Annotated in this window: 24 protein-coding genes; 9 read left to right on the top strand and 15 right to left on the bottom strand. The window is 46.0% G+C overall.

What is annotated here, in order from left to right:
• Positions 1 to 234: 234 nt before the first annotated feature.
• The 9 genes from recJ (at position 235) to MHM99_RS07100 (ending at position 9,748) form a co-directional block, all read left to right on the top strand.
• A complete protein-coding gene (gene recJ, locus MHM99_RS07140; RefSeq protein WP_081099331.1) occupies positions 235 to 1,956 on the top strand; it encodes a single-stranded-DNA-specific exonuclease RecJ in 1,722 nt (573 codons plus the stop codon).
• An 81-nt stretch (positions 1,957 to 2,037) separates the two neighbouring features.
• Positions 2,038 to 2,319 carry a hypothetical protein gene (locus MHM99_RS07135; RefSeq protein ID WP_014978360.1) on the top strand — a complete coding sequence of 94 codons (282 nt, stop codon included), beginning with the start codon at positions 2,038 to 2,040 and terminating at the stop codon, positions 2,317 to 2,319.
• 55 nt (positions 2,320 to 2,374) lie between these two features.
• On the top strand, positions 2,375 to 3,088 hold the full coding sequence (recO, locus tag MHM99_RS07130; protein WP_061094242.1) for a DNA repair protein RecO: 714 nt from the start codon (positions 2,375 to 2,377) through the stop codon (positions 3,086 to 3,088).
• Positions 3,089 to 3,253: 165 nt separating this feature from the next.
• Entirely contained in the window at positions 3,254 to 3,991 is a 738-nt protein-coding gene (gene pdxJ, locus MHM99_RS07125; RefSeq protein WP_014975702.1) for a pyridoxine 5'-phosphate synthase, read from the top strand.
• A 27-nt stretch (positions 3,992 to 4,018) separates the two neighbouring features.
• Positions 4,019 to 4,399 (top strand): holo-ACP synthase, encoded by a 381-nt coding sequence (gene acpS, locus MHM99_RS07120; RefSeq protein ID WP_187447194.1) that lies wholly within the window; start codon positions 4,019 to 4,021, stop codon positions 4,397 to 4,399.
• A gap of 101 nt (positions 4,400 to 4,500) precedes the next feature.
• Entirely contained in the window at positions 4,501 to 5,961 is a 1,461-nt protein-coding gene (rlmD, locus tag MHM99_RS07115) for a 23S rRNA (uracil(1939)-C(5))-methyltransferase RlmD (protein WP_239218730.1), read from the top strand.
• 12 nt (positions 5,962 to 5,973) lie between these two features.
• Complete coding sequence (gene relA, locus MHM99_RS07110; protein WP_110288478.1) at positions 5,974 to 8,157, top strand: GTP diphosphokinase; 2,184 nt, start codon at positions 5,974 to 5,976, stop codon at positions 8,155 to 8,157.
• A complete protein-coding gene (gene mazG, locus MHM99_RS07105; RefSeq protein WP_187447192.1) occupies positions 8,135 to 9,085 on the top strand; it encodes a nucleoside triphosphate pyrophosphohydrolase in 951 nt (316 codons plus the stop codon). Before relA ends, mazG begins: the two co-directional genes overlap by 23 nt.
• A gap of 294 nt (positions 9,086 to 9,379) precedes the next feature.
• Complete coding sequence (locus MHM99_RS07100; RefSeq protein WP_039235872.1) at positions 9,380 to 9,748, top strand: YbaN family protein; 369 nt, start codon at positions 9,380 to 9,382, stop codon at positions 9,746 to 9,748.
• 91 nt (positions 9,749 to 9,839) lie between these two features.
• On the opposite strand, the gene MHM99_RS07095 is transcribed toward MHM99_RS07100, so the two are convergent.
• The 15 genes from MHM99_RS07095 to MHM99_RS07025 all read right to left on the bottom strand — a co-directional run bounded on the left by MHM99_RS07095 (position 9,840) and on the right by MHM99_RS07025 (position 23,777).
• Positions 9,840 to 11,006 carry a hydroxymethylglutaryl-CoA reductase gene (locus MHM99_RS07095; RefSeq protein ID WP_187447191.1) on the bottom strand — a complete coding sequence of 389 codons (1,167 nt, stop codon included), beginning with the start codon at positions 11,004 to 11,006 and terminating at the stop codon, positions 9,840 to 9,842.
• Between the two features lie 207 nt (positions 11,007 to 11,213).
• Positions 11,214 to 11,861 carry a hypothetical protein gene (locus MHM99_RS07090; RefSeq protein WP_187447190.1) on the bottom strand — a complete coding sequence of 216 codons (648 nt, stop codon included), beginning with the start codon at positions 11,859 to 11,861 and terminating at the stop codon, positions 11,214 to 11,216.
• A gap of 188 nt (positions 11,862 to 12,049) precedes the next feature.
• Entirely contained in the window at positions 12,050 to 12,751 is a 702-nt protein-coding gene (locus MHM99_RS07085) for a tetratricopeptide repeat protein (RefSeq protein ID WP_239218728.1), read from the bottom strand.
• Positions 12,752 to 12,766: 15 nt separating this feature from the next.
• Positions 12,767 to 13,612 (bottom strand): SDR family oxidoreductase, encoded by an 846-nt coding sequence (locus tag MHM99_RS07080; RefSeq protein ID WP_239218726.1) that lies wholly within the window; start codon positions 13,610 to 13,612, stop codon positions 12,767 to 12,769.
• Between the two features lie 65 nt (positions 13,613 to 13,677).
• Complete coding sequence (locus MHM99_RS07075) at positions 13,678 to 14,349, bottom strand: iron-containing redox enzyme family protein (protein ID WP_014975712.1); 672 nt, start codon at positions 14,347 to 14,349, stop codon at positions 13,678 to 13,680.
• Between the two features lie 3 nt (positions 14,350 to 14,352).
• Positions 14,353 to 15,867 carry an AMP-binding protein gene (locus tag MHM99_RS07070; RefSeq protein WP_239218724.1) on the bottom strand — a complete coding sequence of 505 codons (1,515 nt, stop codon included), beginning with the start codon at positions 15,865 to 15,867 and terminating at the stop codon, positions 14,353 to 14,355.
• Positions 15,857 to 16,600, bottom strand: coding sequence for a thermostable hemolysin (locus MHM99_RS07065; protein WP_015066264.1), 744 nt, complete (start codon positions 16,598 to 16,600; stop codon positions 15,857 to 15,859). The genes MHM99_RS07070 and MHM99_RS07065 overlap by 11 nt, the downstream gene beginning before the upstream one ends.
• A 116-nt stretch (positions 16,601 to 16,716) precedes the next feature.
• The gene (locus MHM99_RS07060; protein ID WP_239218714.1) at positions 16,717 to 18,519 is read right to left on the bottom strand and encodes a glycosyltransferase family 39 protein; all 1,803 of its coding nucleotides are present in this window, start codon (positions 18,517 to 18,519) and stop codon (positions 16,717 to 16,719) included.
• 5 nt (positions 18,520 to 18,524) lie between these two features.
• On the bottom strand, positions 18,525 to 19,202 hold the full coding sequence (locus tag MHM99_RS07055) for a VTT domain-containing protein (RefSeq protein ID WP_015066266.1): 678 nt from the start codon (positions 19,200 to 19,202) through the stop codon (positions 18,525 to 18,527).
• Positions 19,192 to 19,929 (bottom strand): glycosyltransferase family 2 protein, encoded by a 738-nt coding sequence (locus MHM99_RS07050; protein WP_239218713.1) that lies wholly within the window; start codon positions 19,927 to 19,929, stop codon positions 19,192 to 19,194. Before MHM99_RS07050 ends, MHM99_RS07055 begins: the two co-directional genes overlap by 11 nt.
• A gap of 90 nt (positions 19,930 to 20,019) precedes the next feature.
• Complete coding sequence (locus tag MHM99_RS07045; protein ID WP_061094253.1) at positions 20,020 to 20,721, bottom strand: hypothetical protein; 702 nt, start codon at positions 20,719 to 20,721, stop codon at positions 20,020 to 20,022.
• Positions 20,718 to 21,482, bottom strand: a complete 765-nt coding sequence (locus tag MHM99_RS07040; protein WP_239218711.1) for an FTR1 family iron permease — start codon at positions 21,480 to 21,482, stop codon at positions 20,718 to 20,720. The genes MHM99_RS07045 and MHM99_RS07040 overlap by 4 nt, the downstream gene beginning before the upstream one ends.
• Positions 21,472 to 21,837 carry a cupredoxin domain-containing protein gene (locus MHM99_RS07035; protein ID WP_014975719.1) on the bottom strand — a complete coding sequence of 122 codons (366 nt, stop codon included), beginning with the start codon at positions 21,835 to 21,837 and terminating at the stop codon, positions 21,472 to 21,474. Before MHM99_RS07035 ends, MHM99_RS07040 begins: the two co-directional genes overlap by 11 nt.
• On the bottom strand, positions 21,821 to 23,110 hold the full coding sequence (locus tag MHM99_RS07030; RefSeq protein ID WP_239218709.1) for an ATP-binding protein: 1,290 nt from the start codon (positions 23,108 to 23,110) through the stop codon (positions 21,821 to 21,823). Before MHM99_RS07030 ends, MHM99_RS07035 begins: the two co-directional genes overlap by 17 nt.
• Before the next feature lies 1 nt (position 23,111).
• The gene (locus MHM99_RS07025; protein WP_239218707.1) at positions 23,112 to 23,777 is read right to left on the bottom strand and encodes a response regulator transcription factor; all 666 of its coding nucleotides are present in this window, start codon (positions 23,775 to 23,777) and stop codon (positions 23,112 to 23,114) included.
• Positions 23,778 to 23,785: the final 8 nt, after the last annotated feature.

Below are 23,785 nucleotides of genomic sequence, written 5' to 3'. Positions count from 1 at the left end.
CCTTAACCTTAAATATGATAAAAACGCACGCTTTGTGCGTTTTTTTGTTTTCTGCGGTATGATTCGTCCTCATATTTTCTAGCGTTTTTTCGTACAGTTTTGCTTTGCAGCTCACACGGGCGTTTACTTGGAATCTGCACTAATTATCAAGTGTCCCGACTCCAGTCTTTTTAATTAAAGCCTATTTGAACTGGCATCGACAACTGCATTTACAGTTTTGGTTAGTGGTATTTCATGATTTTGCCTATTGTTCGCCGTGAGGTTACCGGCGCCTCGCTTAGTTCCGACTTACATCCTGTTATCGATAGAATTTATCGCGGTCGTAATATTGCGAATTTAGATGACTTGGAGAATGGTCTAAAAGGACTAACCCATTTCAATGTCTTGAAGGGCATGCCGCAGGCCGCGCAAATTCTCGCTGATGCTGTTGTACAAAATAAACGTATTATTATTGTGGGCGATTTTGATGCCGACGGAGCAACCAGTACATCGGTATGCATATTGGCGCTTCGAGCCATGGGCTATCACAACGTTGATTTTCTTGTACCTAACCGCTTTGACTTCGGTTACGGACTTAGCGTGCCTATTGTGGATGAAGCTGCCAAACAGGGGGCAGAGGTTATTGTCACAGTGGACAATGGCATTTCCTGTATTGACGGTGTAACCCATGCAAAGTCGTTGGGAATGCAGGTTGTTGTTACCGATCACCATTTGCCAGGCGATGTTCTACCTCCTGCTGATGCGATAGTAAATCCTAACCAACCTGGCTGTGAATTCCCTTCTAAAAATTTGGCTGGGGTTGGCGTTGCCTTTTACATCATGCTAGCACTTAAAGCCGAGTTACAGCAGCAAGGGCATTTTGAAAAAGCGGGAGTAGCGCCACCAAATCTAGCGTCGCTACTTGATATTGTTGCGGTTGGCACCGTGGCCGATGTAGTAGTGCTTGATAAAAACAACCGAATTTTAGTTCATCAAGGCCTTCAGCGGATTCGGGCAGGTAAGTGTCGACCTGGCATTAAAGCATTGGTCGAAGTAGCGAATCGCGATTGCGCTCACTTAACCTCAACTGACTTAGGCTTTGTGGTTGGGCCAAGGCTTAATGCCGCGGGTCGATTAGACGATATGTCCCAAGGCATTGCGTGCTTATTAGAAGATGAAACCATTCAAGCGCGAATGATCGCTGCGGAACTCGATGCGCTTAATAAAGAACGCCGTGAGATTGAGACCGGCATGAAAGCACAAGCGGAAACCGTACTAGAGCAAATGGCGCTGAATGAAGGCGATATGCCAAGCGCACTGGTGGTTTATCGCGAAGACTTTCACCAAGGGGTTATTGGTATTGTAGCAGGGCGTTTGAAAGAGAAGTACCTTAAGCCTGTTATCGCTTTTGCCCATCAAGACGACGAGATCATTAAAGGTTCTGCACGCTCAATTCCTGGCGTGCACATTCGCGATGTACTTGATGAAGTTAATACGCGCTACCCTGGCGTTATCGAAAAATTTGGCGGGCACGCCATGGCCGCTGGATTAAGCTTGCCCGTAGCTAAGCTTCAAGACTTCGAGCGTGCTTTTGTTAATATTGCGCGTGCGCATATGGCAAAGCTTGATGGTAATCATGCCTTATTTTCCGACGGTGACTTGTCGTCGGAAGAGCTGTGTTTACCCTTTGCGCATTTATTACGTCAAGCAGGTCCGTTTGGTCAGGGCTTTGAATCACCGCTATTCGATGGTGAATTTGCACTACTTGACCAGCGCTTAGTTGGCCAAAAGCACCTAAAAATGGTGTTAAAAAGTGACGGTGCTAACGAGGTCGATGCTATTGCGTTTAACGTTGATTTAAAATCATGGCCGAATGCCATGGTCAAACGCGTGCATATTGCCTATCGGCTCGATATCAACGTATTTCGCGGTCAGGAAACCGTGCAACTTATTGTAGAGCAAATAGAAGCGCGTTAGCAGGAGCGAGTTCACACGCAGACGGATGGCCAGTAAGCCTAACGAGCAATAAGCGTAAAGTTGTGGAAAGAAGGGGCAAAGGTGAAAAGCGAAAGACAAAAGCTGGTGGATAAGCATAGTCAGCTGAATCAAACCGACAATGCAAAAGTGATTTCCCACGTTCAGCGAGAAGAGAAAGACAGCGACTGGATTCGCCACACCATTATGCTAGAAGGTATTGATGTCCCTTTTATCTATCGGCGTAAACAGCAATACCAAAGCTTAAAAGGCGCGCGAGTGAACGTAACCTACTATCGCCACGTTGAAGATCTGGCTGGCATTGAGTTTGAAACCATGAAAGTGGTACGAATTAAGCGCAGCTGATATTAACGTTGCCACAGGCACAACTTCGACAACAATTAACACACAGTGAGCAACAATGAATAATGAATGGTTAAATGCCTATGTACTGCATAGACGCCCTTACAGGGAGACCAGCTATATTGTTGACTTTTTTACCCTAGAAGAAGGGCGTGTTAGTGCGGTAGCGAAAGGGGTGAAGAATAGTAAATCTGACAAAAAAAGCCTGCTTCAACCTTTTCAGCATCTTCGTTTACAGTTAAGCGGAAAGTCAGAGTTAAAAAACTTACGTCACGTTGAAAGCGTTTCGCCTTCCATCAACCTTGTGGGCACGGCGTTATTTTGCGCCATGTACGTTAACGAGCTAACTAATCGCGTTATGCCGGCAGGGCTTGCCAGCGATGGCGTTCACAATGCTTATGAAAATGCGCTGCTGTCCCTTCGTGATAATAGCGACATAGAAGTGACCTTACGTCAATTCGAATTTGCACTGCTTGACGAAATGGGGTTGTTGCCCGACTTCACCACCGACGTCGAGTACGAATTGCCCATAGAAGAAACCGGTAGTTATCATTTTCAGATAGACGCAGGGTTCGTGCGACTGCCTGACGATATGGCTGGTCCCCGCGGTATGCGAGGCTTTCCTGGACAAGCGCTGCTTAGTTTATCACAGGGGGAATTTACGCCGCTTAGTAAAAAAGTGGCTAAGGTGCTTTGCCGGGACTTGCTGAAGCCGCTAATTGGTGAAAAGCCACTTAAAAGCCGCGAGCTTTTTATGCCCAAACCGCGGTAATAGCATTAAATTATTTTCTCTTAACTCAAACGCTTAATAAGCACGTTCTACAAAAAAATTTGCTACAATTGCGACTTTCCTTAAAAGGGTATTTTTACCCTTAAAGCAACGTATTAAACAGGAAGAGCAGGCCTCTTCTATCGCTCTTAAAGGTTAGGTGGTGAAATGAGCACGATTTTATTAGGCGTTAACATCGACCATATTGCAACGCTGCGCAATGCGCGCGGTACGCATTACCCAGATCCAGTGCACGCAGCGGATATTGCCGAGCGTGCAGGTGCAGACGGCATTACTGTTCATTTACGTGAAGACCGCCGTCACATTAAAGACCGCGATGTACGCATTTTAGCGCAAACCATTAATACCCGACTTAATTTGGAAATGGCGGTAACCGATGAAATGCTGGCCATTGCCGAAGAAGTGAAGCCTGTTTTTTGTTGCTTAGTACCGGAAAAGCGCGAAGAGCTGACTACCGAAGGTGGTCTTGATGTGGCAGGGAATTTTGAAAACATCAAAGCGGCGTGCGAGCGACTCGCTAATGCGAACATTTTGGTGTCGTTGTTCATTGATGCCGACAAAGCGCAAATTGACGCGGCAGCAGCATGTAACGCTCCTTACATCGAAATTCATACAGGCCAATATGCAGAAGCCACCAGCGAAGAAGAGCAGCATAAAGAGCTAGCCCGTTTAGTTGAAGGTATCGAGTATGCCGATAGCTTAGGGCTTAAAGTGAACGCCGGTCATGGCTTGCACTATCACAATGTTAAGCCTATTGCGGCTATCCCTCAGTTAATCGAACTTAATATTGGCCACGCTATCATTGCTCGCGCCGCGTTTGATGGCCTTCATACGGCTGTAGCTGATATGCGTAAACTTATGCTAGAAGCACGAGCGGGCATTTAACCTTAGATTCAAAAGGGTGTAGATAACGTGGCGATTGTAGGGCTAGGTACTGACATTGTAGAGATAGCGCGACTTGGTAAAGGCGATGGCGCTAATGAACGCTTAGCCAAGCGAGTGCTTACGCCTGCCGAGTGGCAGCAGTTCAGCGAACACGGTACGCCAGTCCGCTTCTTAGCCAAACGTTTTGCCGCCAAGGAAGCGGCAGTGAAGGCCCTTGGTACAGGGATTGGAAACGGGATCAGCTGGCAGCATATAGAAGTGCGCAATAACGATTTAGGTGCGCCAGAGCTTCATTTTTCTGGCGAGTTTGCTGCAATGTGCAAAAACCGAGGTATCACGCGAAGCGTGGTCAGTATTTCAGATGAGCAGCATTATGCTGTCGCCACCGTTATACTAGAGTCTGAATAGAGCAACTGCCCCTAACCCACGCAGGCGACTTCTATTTGGTGAGCGCGCGCAAAAACCTCTACTAACATCAAACGACGTAAAGCAAGTAACCGGAGTCACACTTGGCAAACCTTTTTAAACAATCTCGTAGCAAGCAAAAAGGCAAAACGTCGCTTACTGAGCGTGGCGCTTCAAAAAAAGGGAATGCCAGAGCCAACGCGCAGGTCGCAGGACTTCGATTTGGGAAAAGGAAAAAAGCAGCGGATACCAGTGAAAGTCAAAAGCCTAACACGGTCACCATTGAAGATTTGGACTGGATGGGCAATGGCGTAGTGCGCGGCAATCCGATGGTATTTGTTGAAGGTGCCCTTGTAGGAGAAACCTGCGACATAGAGGTGCTATCTAGCAAAAAGAAAGTCATTAACGCCAGGGCGACAAACATTCATTCGCCAAGTGATGAAAGACAAGCGCCTTTTTGCCCTGTGTTTGATGCATGTGGTGGGTGTCAGCTACAGCACATAAAGCCTGACGCTGCCCTTGAGCAACGTGACCGTGCTCTTAAAGTGATGATGGAACGTCACCTTGCAATGAAGCCAAATGTTTGGCAAGCACCTTTAGCAGGGCCGCGCCCTCAATATCGCAGGAAAGCAAGACTGGCTATAGATGCCCGCAACCCCAATCAAATTAAGTTAGGCTTTCGTGAAGCAAATAGCAGTAACGTTATCAATGTAGAAACCTGCCCAATACTGGTCGACCCGCTATCTAAACTTATTGGCCCTTTACGAGAAGCGCTTACAGGGTTCGAGTCAGCGCGTCATATTGGACATATCAGCCTTATTGCAGGCGACAACACCTCGCATCTTGTTATTAAACACACCAAAGCCCTTGAAGCTGAGCTTATTGATGCAGTGAGCGAATTGGTGAACACGAGTTCATCAGTTGGTGTCTACGGTATTGAATTAAAGCTTGAAAATAAGCAGGGGCACATTCGCAGTGTGGGCCGTGGTACTGATATGGTGATGAACACGGTAAATGGCTGCTCAATTTCACCTAGTGCTAACGACTTTATTCAAATTAATAAAGTGGTTAACGAAAAAATGGTTAATCAGGCAATAGGTTGGCTAAACCCAAAGCCCAGCGAACGTATCGCTGATTGGTTTAGCGGGCTGGGCAATTTTACTTTACCTATTGCTAAGTTAGGTGCAAAGGTTCAGGCGGTAGAAGGTGTGGCAGAGATGGTGCGCCGCGCCAAAGACAATGCACAGCAACAGGGCATTGAAAATGTAGAGTGGCTGCATTTAGATTTGGCTGATAAGACCAACGTCGAGGCTTCATTACAGCTGGGCTTTGATAAGGTACTACTAGACCCCTCAAGAGAAGGGGCGTTGACCGTTTGTCATGCGCTTGTAAAAGCACTACCAAAAACGATAGTGTATGTTTCTTGCAACCCAAGTACGTTTTCTAGAGACGCGAAGGTGTTGATAGACGGAGGTTATGAAATGGAAAAAGCGGGCGTAGCAGAAATGTTCCCCTTCACCCATCACATGGAAATGATGGCCTTGTTTACGCGAAAGCAGCAGTAACGAGTAAAGGATATGGTATCGACAAGAAAGGTCCACCAAGCCGACCGACCACCCTTTGAAGCGTGGTTAGATAGCCTTGAGTTAAGTGCAGAAACAAAAGAAAAACTAAGTGCAGTGTCATCTATTCCCGAGCGACTGTTGGTTGGTCAGGAAATGGTTGAGATTTTGTGTCAGCTCAATATGGATGACGCAACGCTTCAGGCAGCCTTGGTTTTTCCATATTGCGAACAGCACGCCTTGAGTGAAGACGATATTTATGAAGAATTCGGCGGGGAAATACGCGACCTGATCGTTGGCGTGCGCCGAATGGATGCCATTAAGTCGCTACATGCGCGTAAAGTAAAAGGCTCTGGCTTTGCAGAAAAGTCGGACGAACAGCACATAGACAGTATTCGTCGTATGCTGCTGGCGATGGTAGAAGACGTGCGTGCCGTTGTGATCAAAATGGCAGAACGCATTTGTGCATTGCAACAGGTTAAAAAAGCCGACGAAGAAACCCGCGTTATGGTGGCCCGCGAATGCGCTAGCATCTATGCGCCACTGGCAAACCGTTTGGGCATTGGTCAGTTAAAGTGGGAGCTTGAAGACCTTGCGTTTCGCTATCTACATCCCATCACCTACAAACAAATAGCTCATCAGCTTGACGGCAAGCGCAGAGAGCGCGCCGAGTACATAGAAACCATAGTAGGCGACTTGCAGGGCTTGCTTGATAGCGAAGAAATTCGCGCAGAGGTTTACGGCCGTCCTAAGCACATATTCAGCATTTGGAAAAAAATGCAGAAAAAGCGCCTTACGTTTGAGCAGCTTTTTGATATTCGTGCGGTGCGTATTATTGCCGAGCGACTTCAAGACTGTTACGCCGCGCTTGGTACGGTTCACGCCAGCTATAAGCACTTACCTAACGAGTTCGACGACTATATCGCAACCCCTAAACCTAACGGTTACCAGTCTATTCACACGGTTATCGTGGGGCCTGAAGGGAAGTCGGTTGAGATTCAAATTCGCACGCAGAAAATGCATCAGGATGCAGAGCTGGGTGTGGCTGCTCACTGGAAATATAAAGAGGGCAGTACGGGCAAGCAGTCTGGCTATGACGAGCGCATAAACTGGCTTCGCCGCATACTAGCGTGGCAAGAGGAAGTGGCCGAATCTGGCGATTTGGTTGAAGAACTTCGCAGTCAGGTGTTTGATGATAGGGTGTACGTGTTCACACCCAAAGGCGATGTTATTGACCTTCCCCAAGGCGCTACACCACTTGATTTTGCTTACTATATTCACAGCAATGTGGGACATCGCTGCATTGGCGCAAAAGTGAATGGGCGAATAGTGCCTTTCACTTATTTACTGCAAAGTGGCGATCAGATAGAAGTACTCACCGGAAAAGAGCCAAACCCAAGTCGCGACTGGATGCACCCGGGCCTTGGCTATGTGCATTCATCACGGGCGCGTGCCACTATCCATTCCTTCTTTAAAAAGCAGGACAGGGACAAAAACCTGGCTGCCGGTAAAGAGCTGCTAGAACGCGAACTTCAGCGTGCCCACTTACCTGCCAAAGTACCCAATGAGGCATTTGAGAAGTTTAACTTACAAACCCTCGATGACTTGTACACTGCGGTAGGTGCCGGTGATGTGCGCGTTATGCAGGTGATTAACTTTATTCATCACTTGCAGGAGCCTCCAGCCCCAGAACCCGAAATTAGTCCTAAGGTTAAAACGCGCAAAACTGCTGCCGGGACGGGCAAAAAAGATGCAGTGGTGGTGCAGGGCGTGGGCCACTTAATGAGCCAGCTGGCGAATTGCTGTAAGCCAGTACCAGGCGAAGCAATTTTAGGCTATATCACACAAGGCCGTGGTGTAAGCGTTCATAAAGAAAGCTGCGACCAGCTGCAGCACTTATTGTCACAACATCCTGAGCGTCAAATAGAAGTGAATTGGTCACAAGAGCTTAAAGTGGGCTTTGAGACAGGCATAGATATATTCTGTCACGATAGAACCGGCCTGTTGCGCGATATCACCACGGTGCTGGCGAATGAAAACGTGCCGCTTTTGGGGGTTAATAGCCTAAGTGATAAAAACAGACAGACGGCGCTTATCACCATTTCGATAGAGGTGCACGATCTCGACACCGTATCAAAAGTGTTAACCCGATTGCGACAGCTTAAAGGCGTGACTGATGCAAAACGCAAACAAAGCTAAGCTTAGTGAAACGCAGCGGCTGCTTGACATTATGGCGCAGCTGCGCGACCCGCAATCTGGATGCCCGTGGGATGTAAAACAAACCATGGAAAGCCTAACTCGCTACACCATAGAAGAAGCCTACGAAGTGGCTGATGCTATTGCCACTGGTGATATGCATGACATTAAAGATGAGTTGGGTGATTTGCTGTTTCAAGTGGTGTTCTACGCACAGATAGCCAGTGAATCTAGCGCATTTACTTTTGACGATGTGGCGCAAAGCATTAGTGATAAGCTCGTGCGTCGTCACCCTCATGTTTTTGCTAACCCGCTCGCATCTGAGGGAGCAGGGGATACAAATAAAAACCTCACGCTAAAACGTACCCAATTGAACGACAGTGCTTTAAACGCGCAGTGGGATGCTATCAAAGCCCAAGAAAAGCAGCTTAAAAAGCAGCGTTTGAAGCAAGACGACGAAGCAATGGAGCCCAGTATTTTAGATAGCGTCCCCAAAGGTATGCCGGCACTTATGTATGCGCAAAAGCTGCAGAAAGCCTGTGCAAAGGTAGGCTTTGATTGGCCTAATGCCGCTCCAGTCATAGATAAAGTGCGCGAAGAGGTGGAAGAGATTCAGCAAGAGCTAGACTTCAAGCAGCGAGCACAGGGGGCACTGAATGCGGGTGTTGCTCCTTTAAAAAGTGGCGTGCCCGACAACCAACAAGCTATTGAAGAAGAAATTGGTGATGCACTTTTTGCCATGGTTAATTTGGCAAGACATTGCAAGGTAGATGCTGATACCGCACTTAGAAACGCCAGTAACAAGTTTGCTAACCGGTTTAAAGGTGTAGAGCGCTTGGCGGCAGAGCAGGGCGAGAAGCTCGACACATTGACGCTTGATGAAATGGAAGCGCTGTGGCAGCAGGTTAAACAGTCGTCCGATAGGAAGTAGTTTATCCTGCTACAACTTCACTATTAAGTTTGAAAATCAGCCAGATAGTGAGGTCTCGGATTTGCTCATCACTTTTGACCGGGCACATGTTAGTACTACAAATTTAGACCAATGAAGGTGGAAACCTAGTTATTTTGGCGTTGGGTTAAAAGGTAGGTTTGATTTACGACAAGGCTACATAGATCCATACTATCTAAAATGACTGTATAAATTTAGCACTTCGGAAAAGTGTTCAGCGGGTGTGTGGTCACAGCACCTACCAAGGAATCGGCTAGCATTGGGCGTTGGTATTTCATGAAAAAAGTACTGTATTTATCACTCGGGTTGTTTTTTACCCTTCTAGGTATTATTGGCGCATTCTTGCCGGTAATGCCAACAACTGTTTTTTTGATAGGTGCGCTTTTTTGTTTTACTCAATCTTCACCGCGCCTTGAAAACTGGTTACTTCAACACCCTAAATATGGCCCCAGTCTTGTTGCGTGGCGAAAACATGGTGCAATTTCGAAAAAAGTGAAATGCATAGCGTGTTGCAGTATGTTGGTGAGCTTTATTCTGGTTTGCCTGTTCGCATCAATGCCTATTCCAGCTTACATTGGCATAGGTCTATTTATGGGAATAGGCGCGTACTTTGTTGTTACGCGCCCCAGCATACCTGCTGTATAATTTCTCTATACAGAATTTAGTTACCTTCGGCAGTAGCGCACAGTTTATTCGAACTGCATTGCTAAGCGTTAGGTGACAGATTTAAAAACCTTTAACGGTTTCTACCCAGTCGCTCGTGACTGCTTACCCATTCGTCTGCGACGACTGCAGAACCCAGCGACAGATCGCCACACAATACGGTCGCAGCGACAATTTCCGCAAACTTATTTACACTGCCCCTTTCTGTGCAGCCAAGTACGTTTAAACACTCGTTTTGTGTAGCTAAACCGGTTCCTCCACCGTATGTAGCAACGATTAACGAAGGAATAGTCACAGAGAAGTAGTAGTCTCCATTTGGCGTAATTTCAGCGTAGGTAAACCCCGCCGACGACTCCGCCACATTAGCGACATCTTGCCCGCAAGCGATAAACATAGCGGTGATGCCGTTAGCGAAGTGGGCACCGTTATTAACACTACCTGCCATTAGTGCGCCCATATTTGAATACTGGCGCTGTTTGAATAATGCTTCTGGCGGGCAATGCATAATCTCCGTCATAAGTTGTTTTGGCAGGGTTATTTCTGCTACAACGCGCTTTCCGCGGGTATGCAGAGAGTTTAAGTGAGAGTGCTTTTTATCGGTATCAAGGTTAGCGGCTAGTACAAAGTGCTCAATAGGACGTGGGTAGTTCGCTTGTATCCACTCACAACCCGCCTTAGTGGCTTTACTTACCATGTTCTGACCTGCCGCATCGCCGCAGGTGAAATTGAATCTTAGCCAGCGAAGCTTAGACGCAGCGTACTGCTCGATATCCCTTAGTTTGCCCACGCTGGTGGTGTTATCACTGGCGCGTTTGATGGCTTCAAAGTTTTGCTCGACCCATTTGCCAAATTCGAGGGCTTCTCTTGCGTTAGAAAACGCGAACATAGGCGCTCGCTGCATGGCATCGTCAATGACTGTGGTAGTTATGCCTCCAGCCTCTCTTGTTAAGCGCATGCCTCTACTGTAGCTGGCGGTCAAGGTGCCCTCTGTTGTTGCCATTGGAACGTAGAACTCACCTTTGGCGTGCTCTCCATTCACTAGCATTGGCCCTGCGAAGCCAATAGGCACTTGTGCAACACCGGCGAAGTTTTCTATGTTTCCCGACAATGTTTCAGGCGGGATAGAATAGTGTCCTAAGTGATTTAGCTGAGTGCCGGTTTCGCGCGCAATAAACTCGCGGCGTGTTCGGCTCATCTCTTGAGTATAGTCGTTGTCTGAGGAACGTGGGATTTTAGGCATTGGGCCACTCCTTTTTTCTCTCATAATAGGAGTGCAGATACCGAATGAGAACTGTTTACAATTTATACATGAGGATAAGTGCCACCTATGTATGTGCTGTTTATGTAGAAAGGCGTTAAATTCACCTTTCTACACGCAAAAAGCGGGGATGTTGCTTATTTCGAACTCATAAGCGACACGCGATAGCCCCGCATAAAGCAAATGATACTATGCTTTTTTATCCAATTTTGCCTGAAGTATAGCAATCTCTTCTCTGCGTTTTTTATCGGCTAGAGGGCGGTTGGCTTTTTCAGGCGCGTTTTGAGCACGGATTAAAAACCCTTGGGCTTCTTCGTATTCACCATCGTCGAAAAGAAACTCAGCATAAAAGAAGTTTTGGTCCATACCTTCTGGGTTAATTTCTAATGCACGCTTAAATAATTGTTTTGCCTTCTTATCGCTTCCAAAGCTAACTGGCCAGCCTGGTACTTTATGATAAAGTGCCGCTAATACAGTGAGTGCCGTCCCCTCTAATACCGCTTCCTCTTTTTCAATGGCACGTTCTAAATTTTCCTTCGCACTTTCAGCAAAGTCCAGGGCACCTAAACCGCCTTTCGCACTTGCTGTACTTGATTGAGAGATAGCTAGCCAGGTCAGTGCTTTAGCGCTATTTTCTGATTGCTCGACTAACACTTTCGCCTGCGCTATCAATGTAGAAAATGCCTCTAATTGGGCTTCACCTTCAAGCTCATAGTTCGCTTTTGCCCACGCGTGTTGTAACGGTAGTAAATCAGGGTTGCTTGCATGAACCGTAGATATCGACAACGTAGTAATAAGGATGAATAGAAAAGGAGAGAAGAAATTCTTTTTCTGCATGAAAAGTCGCCTTTATAAGATAGAGGTAGTTAGGAATAAACGAGATAACTCGACGAAATTGTTAGTAATTTCATGAATTATCGTTGAATCGGCGGCTAATCTAACGGTATTTGCAGTGAAAATCTAATACTTGTTGAAAATGGAAAGGCAATAAGAGCATTGCCTTTCCCTGTATACCTTTAGGGTGACTAACTTTTTCTCGCTATTTTCGCTTCCAATAAAGCGATCTCTCTTTTGCGACCTGAATCTGCAATAGGACGATCAGCGCGCGCTGGGGCGTCGAGCGCTTTCTTGGCAAACTTGAGCGCTTGCTCGTATTTTCCATTATCGAACAAGTACTCGGCGTAGAAATAGTTGGGGTCTATCCCGTCAGGGTTTATTTCAAGTGCATGCTTCAGCAATTTCTCAGCTTTTTTGTCGTTACCAAAGCTAATAGGCCAACCCGGAAGCTTATGGTACAGCACGCCTAGACTGGTCATCGCTGAGCCCGAGAGTGCATTTTCATCTAATCGCATTGCCTGTTCGAAACTCTTACGAGCATCCTTTGCGTAGTCCAGAGCACCAAGTCCCCCCTTGGCACCGGCTGTACTGGATTGAATTATGCCTTGCCAAATCAATAGCTCAGGGTTATTGGGTTCTGCCTTTACGAAAGATTTGGCGGTATTAATAAGGGCGACGAATGCTTTTTCCTTTTCTGCATCATCAAGTTCATAGTTAATATGTGCCCACTGATGCTGAAGTGTCTTTAAAGGGCTGGTTGCTGTTTCGCTTAAGGCTGATGTCGGCGCTGTACTTTCTGTGACTTCGTCAGCTTGAGCCATAGCAGTGTGACTTAATGCCAGACCGAGTCCCAGAATTACCGTGGTGCTAAGCATGGTTAATTTCTTCATAATAATGTCCTCGTGTTAAACCAGTTTGTTACCCAGGCGGGTATCGTTTTGAGCGCTGGTAGGTTTGTCTTGTGATTGCGTTTTTTGAAAGGCATAGCGTTTAATTGTTGGAAGTTTCTTTGCCAACGCATTGTCAACAACACTGGGAACTAGCGCGTTAAGCTTGGCAAAAAAGCGTTCAGTACGTCCTAGCGCGACCCTTGGCAAATTGTTTTCTAACTGTTTAATGAATGCTTGCGCTACTGCATCAGGCTCGTCTGTCTGGTTGCCCAATGCCTCATTTAGCGCATTAGCGCGTTCGTCATTTATGTCGGTACGCGTTGCGCGTGGCGCTAGATAGTGAAATTTAATTTTGCTATCGCTGAATTCTCTGTGCATCGCTTCCGTCCAGCCTTTCAAAGCGAATTTAGTTGCGCAGTAGGTTCCGTGCGCAGCAAAACCTATGCTTCCAAAAGCTGAGCCTACATTCACGACATGCGCAGACGGTCTACGTTCGAGTAACGGCAGTAGGCGTTGGGTTAGTAGCATCGGAGCCAGCATATTTGTCGACACAATTGACTCGATTGGGGTGCCCTCAAACTCGCCCATATAGGTAATGCCAGCATTGTTAACCAGAATACTTAAAGGACGTCGTTGGCAGGCACTTACTACTCTATCTCTGCCTTCATCTGACGTAATGTCAGCCACAATAGCAGTATGATGAAGGGTTAAATTTTGTTGCAGCTGTTCGAGCTTTGCCTTACTTCTGCCAGTTAGGATAGTGTGCGCGCCTTTTTCATCAAGCGCCTTGGCTATTGCTTGACCAATACCGCCAGTTGCACCTGTAAGAAGTACCACTTGATTACGCCACTGAATATTCATTGTATTTACCTTAACGTGTTATTAATTTACCTCGGGGGATAAGCACCAGAGGTAAACCCTTGAATTCAAGCAACCTGTTCCAAGCCGTGTTCAGGTGTTAATTCGCGAAAGATATCTCCGTATAAGCGATAAAACATGTTCGCGCTGTGAATGATCATTTGCTGCTCTTTGGGGTCAGTAATTTTGTTCATAAGCCCTTCAAAGAAAACAATGTGCTCTTGGTCTAGCGCACCGTGGGAGGTAAGGTATTTAAACGCTGATTTAGGCAGAGATAACTTGTCTTTGATTTGTTTTGCAGCCGCGTCGGCAAGCGCAATACTTGTGCCCTCTAAAACGAATACCATGCCAAAAAAATACAGTGGGCTTTTGCGTGCTATTGCATCAAAAGCATAGGCAACCATTAATTCGGTGGCGGGTGCAGGCTGACTTATCCTCGCCTGTTCTTTATCAACGCCACAGGCTGCAAGGTCGTTAAGGATCCACTCTTGGTGACCCATTTCTTCTTCAATGTATTCACCAATTGCTTCTCTTAGCCATTCCTTATCTTCGTTGAGTTTGGCACCTGTAGCCATAAGCAGGGGTACAGTAAACTTAACGTGATGATAAGCCTGTTGAAGAAAGGCAATATAGTCGTTTAGGTTAAAATCACCGTTAAAGCAGCGTTGTATAATCGGCGCCTGTAAGAATGACTGTCTGGCATGTTCGGTGTTGCTTTGAAGTTGCTGATAGAAATTCATAAATTATTCCTTGATAACAAATTGAGAAGAAAACGCTGTTGTGCCTTGAACGCTGTACTGGTGTTGGTCTTGGCTCTGGTAGAGCATGTCTAAATCAGTCGCGTAGCGGGCAATTATTGCGTCACGCTTCAGTTTTCCCGTTGGGGTAAGCAGTTGGTTTTCTGGCGTACAAAGATCGATGGTGGCGAAATTAACAACTTGCGCATAGTCAGGTAACTGCTTATTGATAAGCGCCACGGTGCTTTGAATCTGTGTATTAGAAATAGTATTGGAAGCGGGTACGAGGAGCGCGACACAGTAGGGTTTAGCTTCGCAATACACCAAAGCCTGCCTAAACAGTCCTGTTCCCAGCAGTAAAGATTCAATCCACTCTGGCGATACATTTCTGCCAAAGCTGTTCACCATTATGTTTTTTATACGCCCATTCAGCGTAAGTGTGTTGTCAGAAAAAAAGCCTAAATCGCCGGTTCTGACCTGGTTCGGATAAAATGAGGAAGGTTGATTCAGATAGCCCAGAAAGTGGTTGCCTGTAACTACAATTTCACCCTCTTCGATGTGCAGTTGATTATGACCAAGCGTTTTTCCGGCACTGCCCATCGTATTGCAATTGGGCGTGTTCAATGTTGATACTGATACCGCCTCAGATAAGCCATAACCTTCAAATACTGGTAGTCCCTTCGCTTGAGCTTGCGCCAGCAAAGTGGGCGCTACATGTGCACCGCCAACAGCAATGAACATTAGTGATGAAGGTGGTGTCCAGCCCTGATTACATGCCTCTACTAGCACCATTAGCAAGTCGGGCACCAAAATCACAGACGTTGGTTGAACGCGGTCTATCAGTGACAGCAGTGCGTTTGGATTGACGAGTTTGCTTCCTTGAAATCCGCGCTCAGATGCCGTGGCTAAATAAACCGTGCCGCCGTGGTGCAGAGGGGCGTAAACACCTGCAATATTTTCAAGTAGGGTAGACAATGGCAGTAAACATAGGTGGTTCACTATTTCTGGTTGAACAGCGCGCTCAATAGAATGGGCAACTTTCCATTGCGATTCAGTAGACAGGCACACGCCTTTCGGTGAGCCCGTAGAGCCAGAAGTAAAGGTTATTTTGTTAGTACCTACAGGTGTGTATACACGAGAGTCATGTTTGAGTGGATGAGCGACAATGTCGTATTCGCTATCAATAACAGTCGGTGACTCACTCCATTCACTTAGTTCACCACCGCAATTGGTTAATAAAAAGTGACACTGGCTCTCATTTAATACATGTTCTTGTTGGGAAGCGCTAAAAAATAGCGGAACGGGGACACAGCAAACGTTAGCCTGTTGGCAGGCTAAATCAGCAATCACCCATGCAAAGCTATTGTCAAAGGCAATGCCCACCCTCTCGGCATTGTGGTTTGTTATCCAGCTTGCGAGGTTCTCGACGGCGCTCAAAAGGGCGCGGTAAGTCATTGAACCGTCTTTGCATTTCAGCGCAACGTTATCGTCGTGCCCGTTTATATACTGATTAAGCAACATACGCTGTTTCCTTTTTTGTGCAGATATTTTGCGTTAACGCATCCACATTTGCGGAAATAAGCTCAATTGCACGTTGGAAATGAGCATTAAGTTCAGGGCAGCCAATTATGTGTTGGGTTACGTGATTTAGCGACAGGGCAGTAACCTGAGGAGCGGTGTCATAATAGGTGCCCCAATCATCGCTATTCCCTTTAAGTTTTGACGCATCGGCTTTAACAAGGGGGAGGAGTTGAATACCCGCGCCCATGAGTAAAGAGGTGAGCTGTGAGGTCGCACTGAAAACCAGATATTTGCTACCACATCGTTTTAAAACGAAGAACAGGGCAAATAACAAGGGGAGGGTATAGCGCGATGCACTGCTAAAAAGGTTACCAACTTCAGCAATATGCGCTCTGTTTACGGTTATCCCTTGTAAGGTGAGGGCAGTTTCTACCGAAGTGTTAAGGTATTGCTCTATAAAAAGAGAATTATACTGACCATCATATGCGGCAAATCTTGCGCCTGCGGCGGCTTTAACTCCCTTAGCGTCAAGAGCAAACAGCATAGGCATAAAGGAAGTCACTCGTGCGTTGTAGCGAGCTTTAAAACCACTCGCTATAAACGCTTCAATACGGCGGCGGGCATTATGTCCATGTTTTGCCGCGATAAAGGTTATAGCGGGCTTTTCCTTTGAGACAATCGCAGATTGCTGACTAGCAACCTGGGTTGGAACAGAAGCTAAAACGTGACTCATAAACATGCTCATTGGTTTTGCGATGTTATGAGTATTTACGCGAGACCTTAAGAGAACCTTAAGTGGGAAAAACTTTTATAAATGTCAGCCCAAAATGTTAAGAACGCCCAAGCTAATTAATCGCTTGAGCCGTCATAGCTATTAAAAACTGGGCCGTTAGCCGGTAAATCACAGGTAGCGTTCGCAGCAGTGTCAGGAAGCAATAACCATTCGTCACGGTGAGCTACACCCAGTGAAGTGGCTTGTGATAAGTCTACACATTGAAATTTGTAGTCACTTGGAACTAACAAAAAGCGTTGACGTGTTAGCGGTCTAAGCCGCTGGTCTGAAATCTTTGTCTGCTCGCGGAAAGGCTCGGAAGTATCGGTCAACCAAGCCCACGCTGTACCGTTTTCTACTTCTTTAGGGGTATGGTAACCAAAATGAGCCATTTCAAAGGGTGAATAAAGCAAATACTGTTCTTTAAAGCTGACTATCCCTACCTCGAAGGCAGTTGAATCCTTCGTCAACATATTACTTATTTGGCTTTCTGCATTTTGAAGGACTGTACGGGGAGTTCGGTAGTCATTTAGCAGCCATGCACCGAATGTGGAAGGAATTACAGTGAAAATGAAAAGCCATGCCAGTAATTGGCGGGCGAGTAATTCTCCATCCCCTGCGTTGCGCTTTTTATTGTAAACATAGTAGACAATATGAGTACAAAGGCTAGCGAAACCGAGTACAAGTAATACTATGCTTAAACGAACAAGGGTTTCGCTGTCGCTGTCAAAGCGCGTCATCAGCTTAACAGCGGTGGGCTCGTGAAATAGCAGTGCTAAGCCAGCAATCAATAAAACGGCAGAGATTAACGAGGTAACTGCGCGCGCAAAAAGCACCAACCCTCTTGATACAGTTGAATTCGCAAGTACCAGACCTGCAACCATACTCAACGCAGGCAGTGCCGGTAGAACATAAACACCACGTTTACCTGGGCTGATACTAAAGAAAATGACAACCAATATTACCCATATCAACAGCGATGAGTAAGCGGGGTTGTGAGTAAGTACATTTTTTAACGACTTAGCTTTTGATACAAGTATGGCAATTGGAGTTATCCAAAATACAGGAATAACTTCAACAATATAGTAATACCAGGGCTCTATGTGGTGCCAGGCCTTGGCATATCGCTCAGCCGTTTGTTTAAACAAAATGTTCGACAAGTATTGTTGTATTTGAGGCTCTTGTTTTATCAAACCAAGATAAAGCAGAGGTGCAAGCCACATCGCCACAACTGATAGCATGATTAAGGGGCCAAACAACATGCGCAATGACCACTTGCCGCGATGTGAGCCGCTGGTAAATGCGAAAAATGCAATGGGGATAAATAAAAGAACAGGTAAAAAGCCAACGCCTTTGGTTATGATCCCAAGCCCCATAAAGAACCATGCTGCAAAGTACCACCGCCAATTAACATGTACATAAAAGTGCTGAATGAGTCCGTAGACGCCAATCCAGATAAAGCAGGCGACAAGGGCATCTATTTGAGCAAATTTGGCTTGAATAAGAAACTGAGGGCTCAGTAGGAGTACGAGCATACTCAACATTGCTGCTTTTTCATTGGCAAGTCTTAGCGATAGCTTGTAGGTTAACCCCAAAGTGACAAGGCTTGCGATAGCGTTAGGCAGGAGCATAGCCACCTTCAGGCTACCCGTTATAAGGTAAAAGAAGGCAATACACCACATAAACACAGGGGGCTTGTCTGGATAAATTTCGCCACCGCGCATGGGCACAAGCCACTGTCCGCTGTTCACCATCTCTTTTGCGACCAATGCGAATCGAGGCTCATCGGGGGGCCAAGCATCTCTGAAACCCAGACCAACAAATATCAGAGCACAGGCAAAAAAGAACAGGGTAGATGCATGGCTATTTGAATTAAGCATAAGCCTCACGACGGCTCACTCCTACGAGAAATGCCTGATAGGGATAGAAGTAGAAGAAAGCTAATGATTAAGCCACCAAATTGTAAAGGCTGTTCGAGGGAGCTGACAAATCGAGAACCGCTTCCAAGCAAGGTAAACAAAAAAGTTTGAGGCGCAAAACCGATTGCACTTGCAACAATAAACGGGACAAACGGAACGCTTAGCACACCTGCGACGGCGTTTGTGATTAAGTTAGAGCCAACAGGGAATAAACGAATAATTAGCACATTGCGAAAACTTCGCTTGGCCAGTTTGTTTTCAACAGGCTTTAATTTTGTACCTAAAAGACGGACGGCAAGTGAGCGCAGAGGGCCATTTGCTAATGCATAGGCGATACATGCAGACAATACCGTTAGCAACAAAGCAATTAACCCTCCCTGCAATGCGCCAAAGCCCACTCCGCAAAAAAAACTGACAGCCTGACGGGGAAAGCCCATGGTTAAAAGTACAACACAACCACTCAGTATCATGCACAGCGATTGCCAATTTAAATTTGAAATATAGGCATTCAACCAATCTGTATCATCACCGTGCTTCCATACTTCACCAGTGACTTCAAGCGACACATAGCAGATAAGCGCGATGCTTGCTGCCCCGATGAAAAACTGTATGAAGCTCTTGAGGCGGCGAAGATTAGTCTTCATGACCAATTCCGCTGGCAATGTGATTAAGCTTATTTCTGTACATTAGCCATCTGACGCCAAGCATATCGATGATCCCTGCCCAGCCACGATTCCACGCTGTGTAATTTGATTTACCTTCTAAGCGCGCGCGATGATTAACCGATACACATACCACTTCTCCCCCAAGCCTTTTAGTTAAAGCGGGAATATATCGGTGCATATGGTCGAAGTAGGGCAAAAGTAAAAAGGTACTTCTTGGGAGGAGTTTCAAGCCACAGCCCGTGTCTGGTGTGTCGTCTTGTAGGATCCACTGGCGAACACGATTGGCAACTTTAGACTGAAATCGCTTCCACGGGGTATCTTTTCGCTTTTTACGATGTCCTATAACGCAGAAGTGCGCTGCATTAGTCTCTTTAGCTGCGCGAATCAGTCGCGGTATATCAGCAGGATCGTTTTGCCCATCAGCATCAAGGGTGATGATCCACTTGCCTTTTGCCTGTAAAACGCCGTGAAAAACCGAAGTGCTTTGACCGCAGCTTATAGGGTGGACGATGACACGACAACTTACCGGCAAGGTACTTGAAAGGTTATGCAGCAAGGATAGGGAGTCGTCGCTGCTACCGTCATTAACAACAATAATTTCTGTTGTTGTATTTGGAACCACCTCTGCAATTTCTCGTAACAAAGCAGAAAGGTTTTTGGCTTCATTTTTAGCAGGTAAAACAACACTGACGTCAAACTGGTGCATAAGAATATTTGGTAAATCATCGAATGACGTGCACTTTAAATGTTGAACCTTAAGGAAAGCTTAAGTTAGGCGCTAAAGTGCAAACTTGCATTAAAATTCGTATTCCAACGACATGCGAAGTGTGTGATCTTTACTGTCACCATTTAGTCCGGCAATAAAGCCCAGTTCCCATTTTAACTGCTGCTGTCGGTCAAAGCGTTTTATACCCATGAATGCTGGACCAACCCCGATAAAATCCTCTGCTACATACACTTCCAATCCAGGTTGTACTTCAGGGATCCAGCGATACCTAAACTTGGCTTTAAATTCGCTTTCCCATTCATTCTCAACAGTTTGACCCCACTCGTACACCAAGCTAATGTTAGTTGTTAAACTGAATTGACCAAACTCTTTTTCTGTTAATATCCCCGCTTTAACTGCCCAGTCATCGGTATTGTGCTGCTTTTCCAGCTCAAACAGCGTTGCCCAGTCAGCCCAGTATCGCCCTTGTTCAGTCATCATCCAGCGTAACTCTACTTCGTAGCTTTCTAAGCCAAAATCTTGATTTTCATCCCGCGCACCGACAAGGTATGTCTCTAGGATCATAAACTCTGAAAGTGCATGGCCGAATGAGAAGCGTTGCATTAAAACATTGCCATCGTCATTTTGTCTTGAGGTAAGTCGCCACTCAAACTCACGTTCAAAGGGTAATACATAAGGGTGATAAACCTTATCTACGGTAAAATTATCTGCATAACCGTTACTTGAAAACACGGCGCATAATGCGATAGCGGTAAGGAGAAAACGTCTCACTGTGCGACCTCCTGAATTTCATCAGAGAATCTCTTTTTTGAAGAAAAGAAAGCAATCAAATTAGGCACGATAAGTGCGAAGAAAAACACCAATAAATAGCTCATCGAGGGCGTAGCCTCATAGCCAACGAGAGAATTCAGAAGATGACCATATTCGCTATTGTCACTAATTATTGTGCTGCTATCCCATAGCTGCCTTGGCGATGGGAAGGTGTCAGTTTGTTCCAATAGTAATGCGATATTAGCGGTTTGAGCTGCCAAAAATGTGGTTGCAAAAAAGTATGTTCCTCGCTTGCTAACAAAATGGGTGAGCAAAATATTAAGTAGAATAGCGATGCTAATACTTATACCCAGACCAATGATAGTGCCCAAGAGCAATAACGTACTATCACTATTACGTGATAACTCGGAAACAAAATAAACTAAAAAGTGTAGCGAATTGGGTAAGCCAATACCTATTACTAGCAGGGTGAGGCCTAGACTGAACTTATTTGAGATACGTGACGGCAAAAGTACAACAAGGCACATACCCAACCACGCAATAAAAAACAGTATTGATTTGAGATACTCAAATCCGGCACCTTCTGATAGCCGCGATACCAGTCCTAGCTGGGGGTAGGTAAATACAGCGAGCAATACCAGCAGCAACACCCGCCACGCAACGGCAAGCGTAGACACACGCGGCAGCGCCAGTAATACACTAATGAGCAGGAATATGGGCAAGGTGTCACGCAAGAAGAGAACGACAGTATTAATTAGCATCCAGCGTGTCCTCTTTGCTTTTAACTACTACCTTTCCTACTGCGCTATTAGGATGAAACTCGCCAAAAAAAGGATACTCACCGGCTTTTAATGGGCCAATAAAGATGGTCCCTCGGCTTTTCGCAAATATCACTTTTTCTCTGTTCAAAGAGAAGCTATCTATTTCTTCGGGAGTATCATCGAAATTGACAAAGGTTAGCTTTACTTTTTGCCCTGCAGGCACAATCACTTCCTGAGGAAAGAATAAGTGCTCTTTAATTTCCACCACCACTTCAGGTAAAGCGAACGCAAGGGGCGTATAAAAAGCACAAAGGGCTGAAAAGCAGAATAAAGAAATCTTAGAGTATGTAGTCATTGGAAAATGCCACCCTAACTTCTAATCCCCCGAGCGAACTTTCATCTAAAGAGAGCTCAGCTCCGTTTAATACAACGATTTGTTCTACAATGGCTAGCCCCAAGCCGCTTCCCGAATGAGGCGAGCTGTTAGATGCTCTTTTGAACCGGTTCAGCACGACAGCGCGCTGGTCAGCAGGGATGCCTGGCCCAGAATCGCAGACGCTTAAAATAAGCTCGTCTTTCCGTCGTTCAATCCTAATTATTATTTGTGCACCGCTAGGAGAGAATTTACTCGCATTGCTCACTAAGTTCTGAAGCAAGGTGTAAAGGACAAATTGAGAACTTAGCAACCAAGCTTCTTCTCCTTCCAGTGCTATTTCTTGGCTTTTATTTTCAATAGCGCCGTATAGGTCACTAATTACCTCTTGCGCGACCACGTGCACATTTACAGGTTCTCGCTGTTCTGCAAACGTTTCTGGGCTGGTGCGAGTAAGCAAAAGGAATTGATTTACCGCGTGTATCATTCTGTCAGTGTCTGCTTTAAGGGGAGCTAACACGTGGCCTTTTTCACCTAACTCGTTCGCTATATTGTGAATGTTTATTTTCATCACGCTGAGCGGAGTTCTCAGCTCATGCGCTGCGTTTGATGCGAATTGCTGCTCTCGTTCGAACGCTGAATTTAGTCGCGTGAACATAGTGTTTAATGTAGTAACAACAGGGCTAAGTTCACTGGGCTCTCGGGACAACGCAATGGTAGAAAAATCATTACCCTGTCGGCTGGCAAGGAGTTTTGATAGGTGTTTTAACGGCGATAGTCCCCAAGTAATGCCAAAAAAGAGAATGAGTGCAAGAATAGGCACACTAATTATAAAAGGGGTGATGGCGGCTACAGTTAGCGAGTCAGTTAAAGTAAAGCGACTACTTACGGGTTGAGCCACCATATACCAGCTATCATTATTCGGGTTAAACCGGGTATGTACCCGCCAGCGTGTACCCAGTGCGTTTACTTCAGAAAAGCCCTCGGAGAAGCTGGTTAATGGCGTGCTTAACGCATCAGTAGATGAGCTGGCCAGCTTACCTTGTCTCCATACTTGGAAGAAAAGTGTCTGTTGCTGTGTGCGGGTGCCGCTATCTACATATGAGATTGCGCGGGATAGCTCAACTAACTCGTTATCTAACAAGGTATTCGATATACCCAGCGTTGCGCGGTAGCCTTTAAGTGCTGCACTAAATATCACTAAAACAAGCGCGCTGATCAGTGTAAGAATTAGAAAGCGGCGAATTGAAGACAATTCACTCCCCCGATTTTGAAATGCAATAACCGACGCCTCGAATAGTCTTAATAAACTCAGGAGGCATTTTCTTACGCAAATTACTCACGTGTACTTCTATTGTGTTGCTTGACACTTCCTCTCCCCACTCATAAAGTTTATTTTCCAGCTGATCTTTACTCAGTATGCGCCCTGCGTTTTCAATAAGCGCTTTTAGTAGCATGAGTTCACGTCGAGGTAAGTGAACGTTTTGATTGTCGATAGTAAGCGTATGATGGGCAGTATCAAGGCTGACATTCTTAACACTAACAATGGTGTGAGATGCTGTGCTCAGACGACGCTCAAGTACTCTAATCCTAGCTAACAGTTCTTCTATTTCAAATGGTTTAGGTAAGTAGTCGTCGGCGCCTGCATCTAAGCCAGAGATTTTGTCTAGTGTTTTATCCCGTGCAGTTAATATCAACACAGGAAGCGTTGCGTTTTTCTTTCGAATAGATTTTAGTACGTCGAGGCCATCAGTGTCGGGTAAACCCAAGTCAAGAATGACAATGTCACTTTGGCCCGCTCTAAGTGTTGCAAGAGCATCTGCGCCTGAATAAACACAGTCTACCGTGAAGTTGGCATTCTTTAGTGAAAGGGCGAGGGCGTCAGACAACGGCCTATCGTCCTCTACAAGCAGTACACGCATAAAAAACT

This window comes from Alteromonas sp. MmMcT2-2 (genome assembly GCF_022348305.1).
Classification (GTDB): Bacteria; Pseudomonadota; Gammaproteobacteria; order Enterobacterales; family Alteromonadaceae; genus Alteromonas; species Alteromonas macleodii.
This window is presented reverse-complemented; position numbering and strand designations above follow the sequence as displayed.

What these genes read in the sequence shown, in the direction of transcription:
- recO (WP_061094242.1), top strand. Translation starts at nt 2,375, where the DNA reads ATGAATAATGAATGGTTAAATGCCTATGTACTGCATAGACGCCCTTAC.
- MHM99_RS07055 (WP_015066266.1), bottom strand. Translation starts at nt 19,202, where the DNA reads ATGAAGACTAATCTTCGCCGCCTCAAGAGCTTCATACAGTTTTTCATC.
- mazG (WP_187447192.1), top strand. Translation starts at nt 8,135, where the DNA reads ATGCAAAACGCAAACAAAGCTAAGCTTAGTGAAACGCAGCGGCTGCTT.
- recJ (WP_081099331.1), top strand. Translation starts at nt 235, where the DNA reads ATGATTTTGCCTATTGTTCGCCGTGAGGTTACCGGCGCCTCGCTTAGT.
- MHM99_RS07060 (WP_239218714.1), bottom strand. Translation starts at nt 18,519, where the DNA reads ATGCTTAATTCAAATAGCCATGCATCTACCCTGTTCTTTTTTGCCTGT.
- MHM99_RS07100 (WP_039235872.1), top strand. Translation starts at nt 9,380, where the DNA reads ATGAAAAAAGTACTGTATTTATCACTCGGGTTGTTTTTTACCCTTCTA.
- pdxJ (WP_014975702.1), top strand. Translation starts at nt 3,254, where the DNA reads ATGAGCACGATTTTATTAGGCGTTAACATCGACCATATTGCAACGCTG.
- MHM99_RS07090 (WP_187447190.1), bottom strand. Translation starts at nt 11,861, where the DNA reads ATGCAGAAAAAGAATTTCTTCTCTCCTTTTCTATTCATCCTTATTACT.
- MHM99_RS07080 (WP_239218726.1), bottom strand. Translation starts at nt 13,612, where the DNA reads ATGAATATTCAGTGGCGTAATCAAGTGGTACTTCTTACAGGTGCAACT.
- MHM99_RS07070 (WP_239218724.1), bottom strand. Translation starts at nt 15,867, where the DNA reads ATGTTGCTTAATCAGTATATAAACGGGCACGACGATAACGTTGCGCTG.
- relA (WP_110288478.1), top strand. Translation starts at nt 5,974, where the DNA reads ATGGTATCGACAAGAAAGGTCCACCAAGCCGACCGACCACCCTTTGAA.
- MHM99_RS07085 (WP_239218728.1), bottom strand. Translation starts at nt 12,751, where the DNA reads ATGAAGAAATTAACCATGCTTAGCACCACGGTAATTCTGGGACTCGGT.
- MHM99_RS07040 (WP_239218711.1), bottom strand. Translation starts at nt 21,482, where the DNA reads ATGCTAATTAATACTGTCGTTCTCTTCTTGCGTGACACCTTGCCCATA.
- MHM99_RS07095 (WP_187447191.1), bottom strand. Translation starts at nt 11,006, where the DNA reads ATGCCTAAAATCCCACGTTCCTCAGACAACGACTATACTCAAGAGATG.
- MHM99_RS07035 (WP_014975719.1), bottom strand. Translation starts at nt 21,837, where the DNA reads ATGACTACATACTCTAAGATTTCTTTATTCTGCTTTTCAGCCCTTTGT.
- MHM99_RS07050 (WP_239218713.1), bottom strand. Translation starts at nt 19,929, where the DNA reads ATGCACCAGTTTGACGTCAGTGTTGTTTTACCTGCTAAAAATGAAGCC.
- MHM99_RS07075 (WP_014975712.1), bottom strand. Translation starts at nt 14,349, where the DNA reads ATGAATTTCTATCAGCAACTTCAAAGCAACACCGAACATGCCAGACAG.
- MHM99_RS07065 (WP_015066264.1), bottom strand. Translation starts at nt 16,600, where the DNA reads ATGAGTCACGTTTTAGCTTCTGTTCCAACCCAGGTTGCTAGTCAGCAA.
- MHM99_RS07025 (WP_239218707.1), bottom strand. Translation starts at nt 23,777, where the DNA reads ATGCGTGTACTGCTTGTAGAGGACGATAGGCCGTTGTCTGACGCCCTC.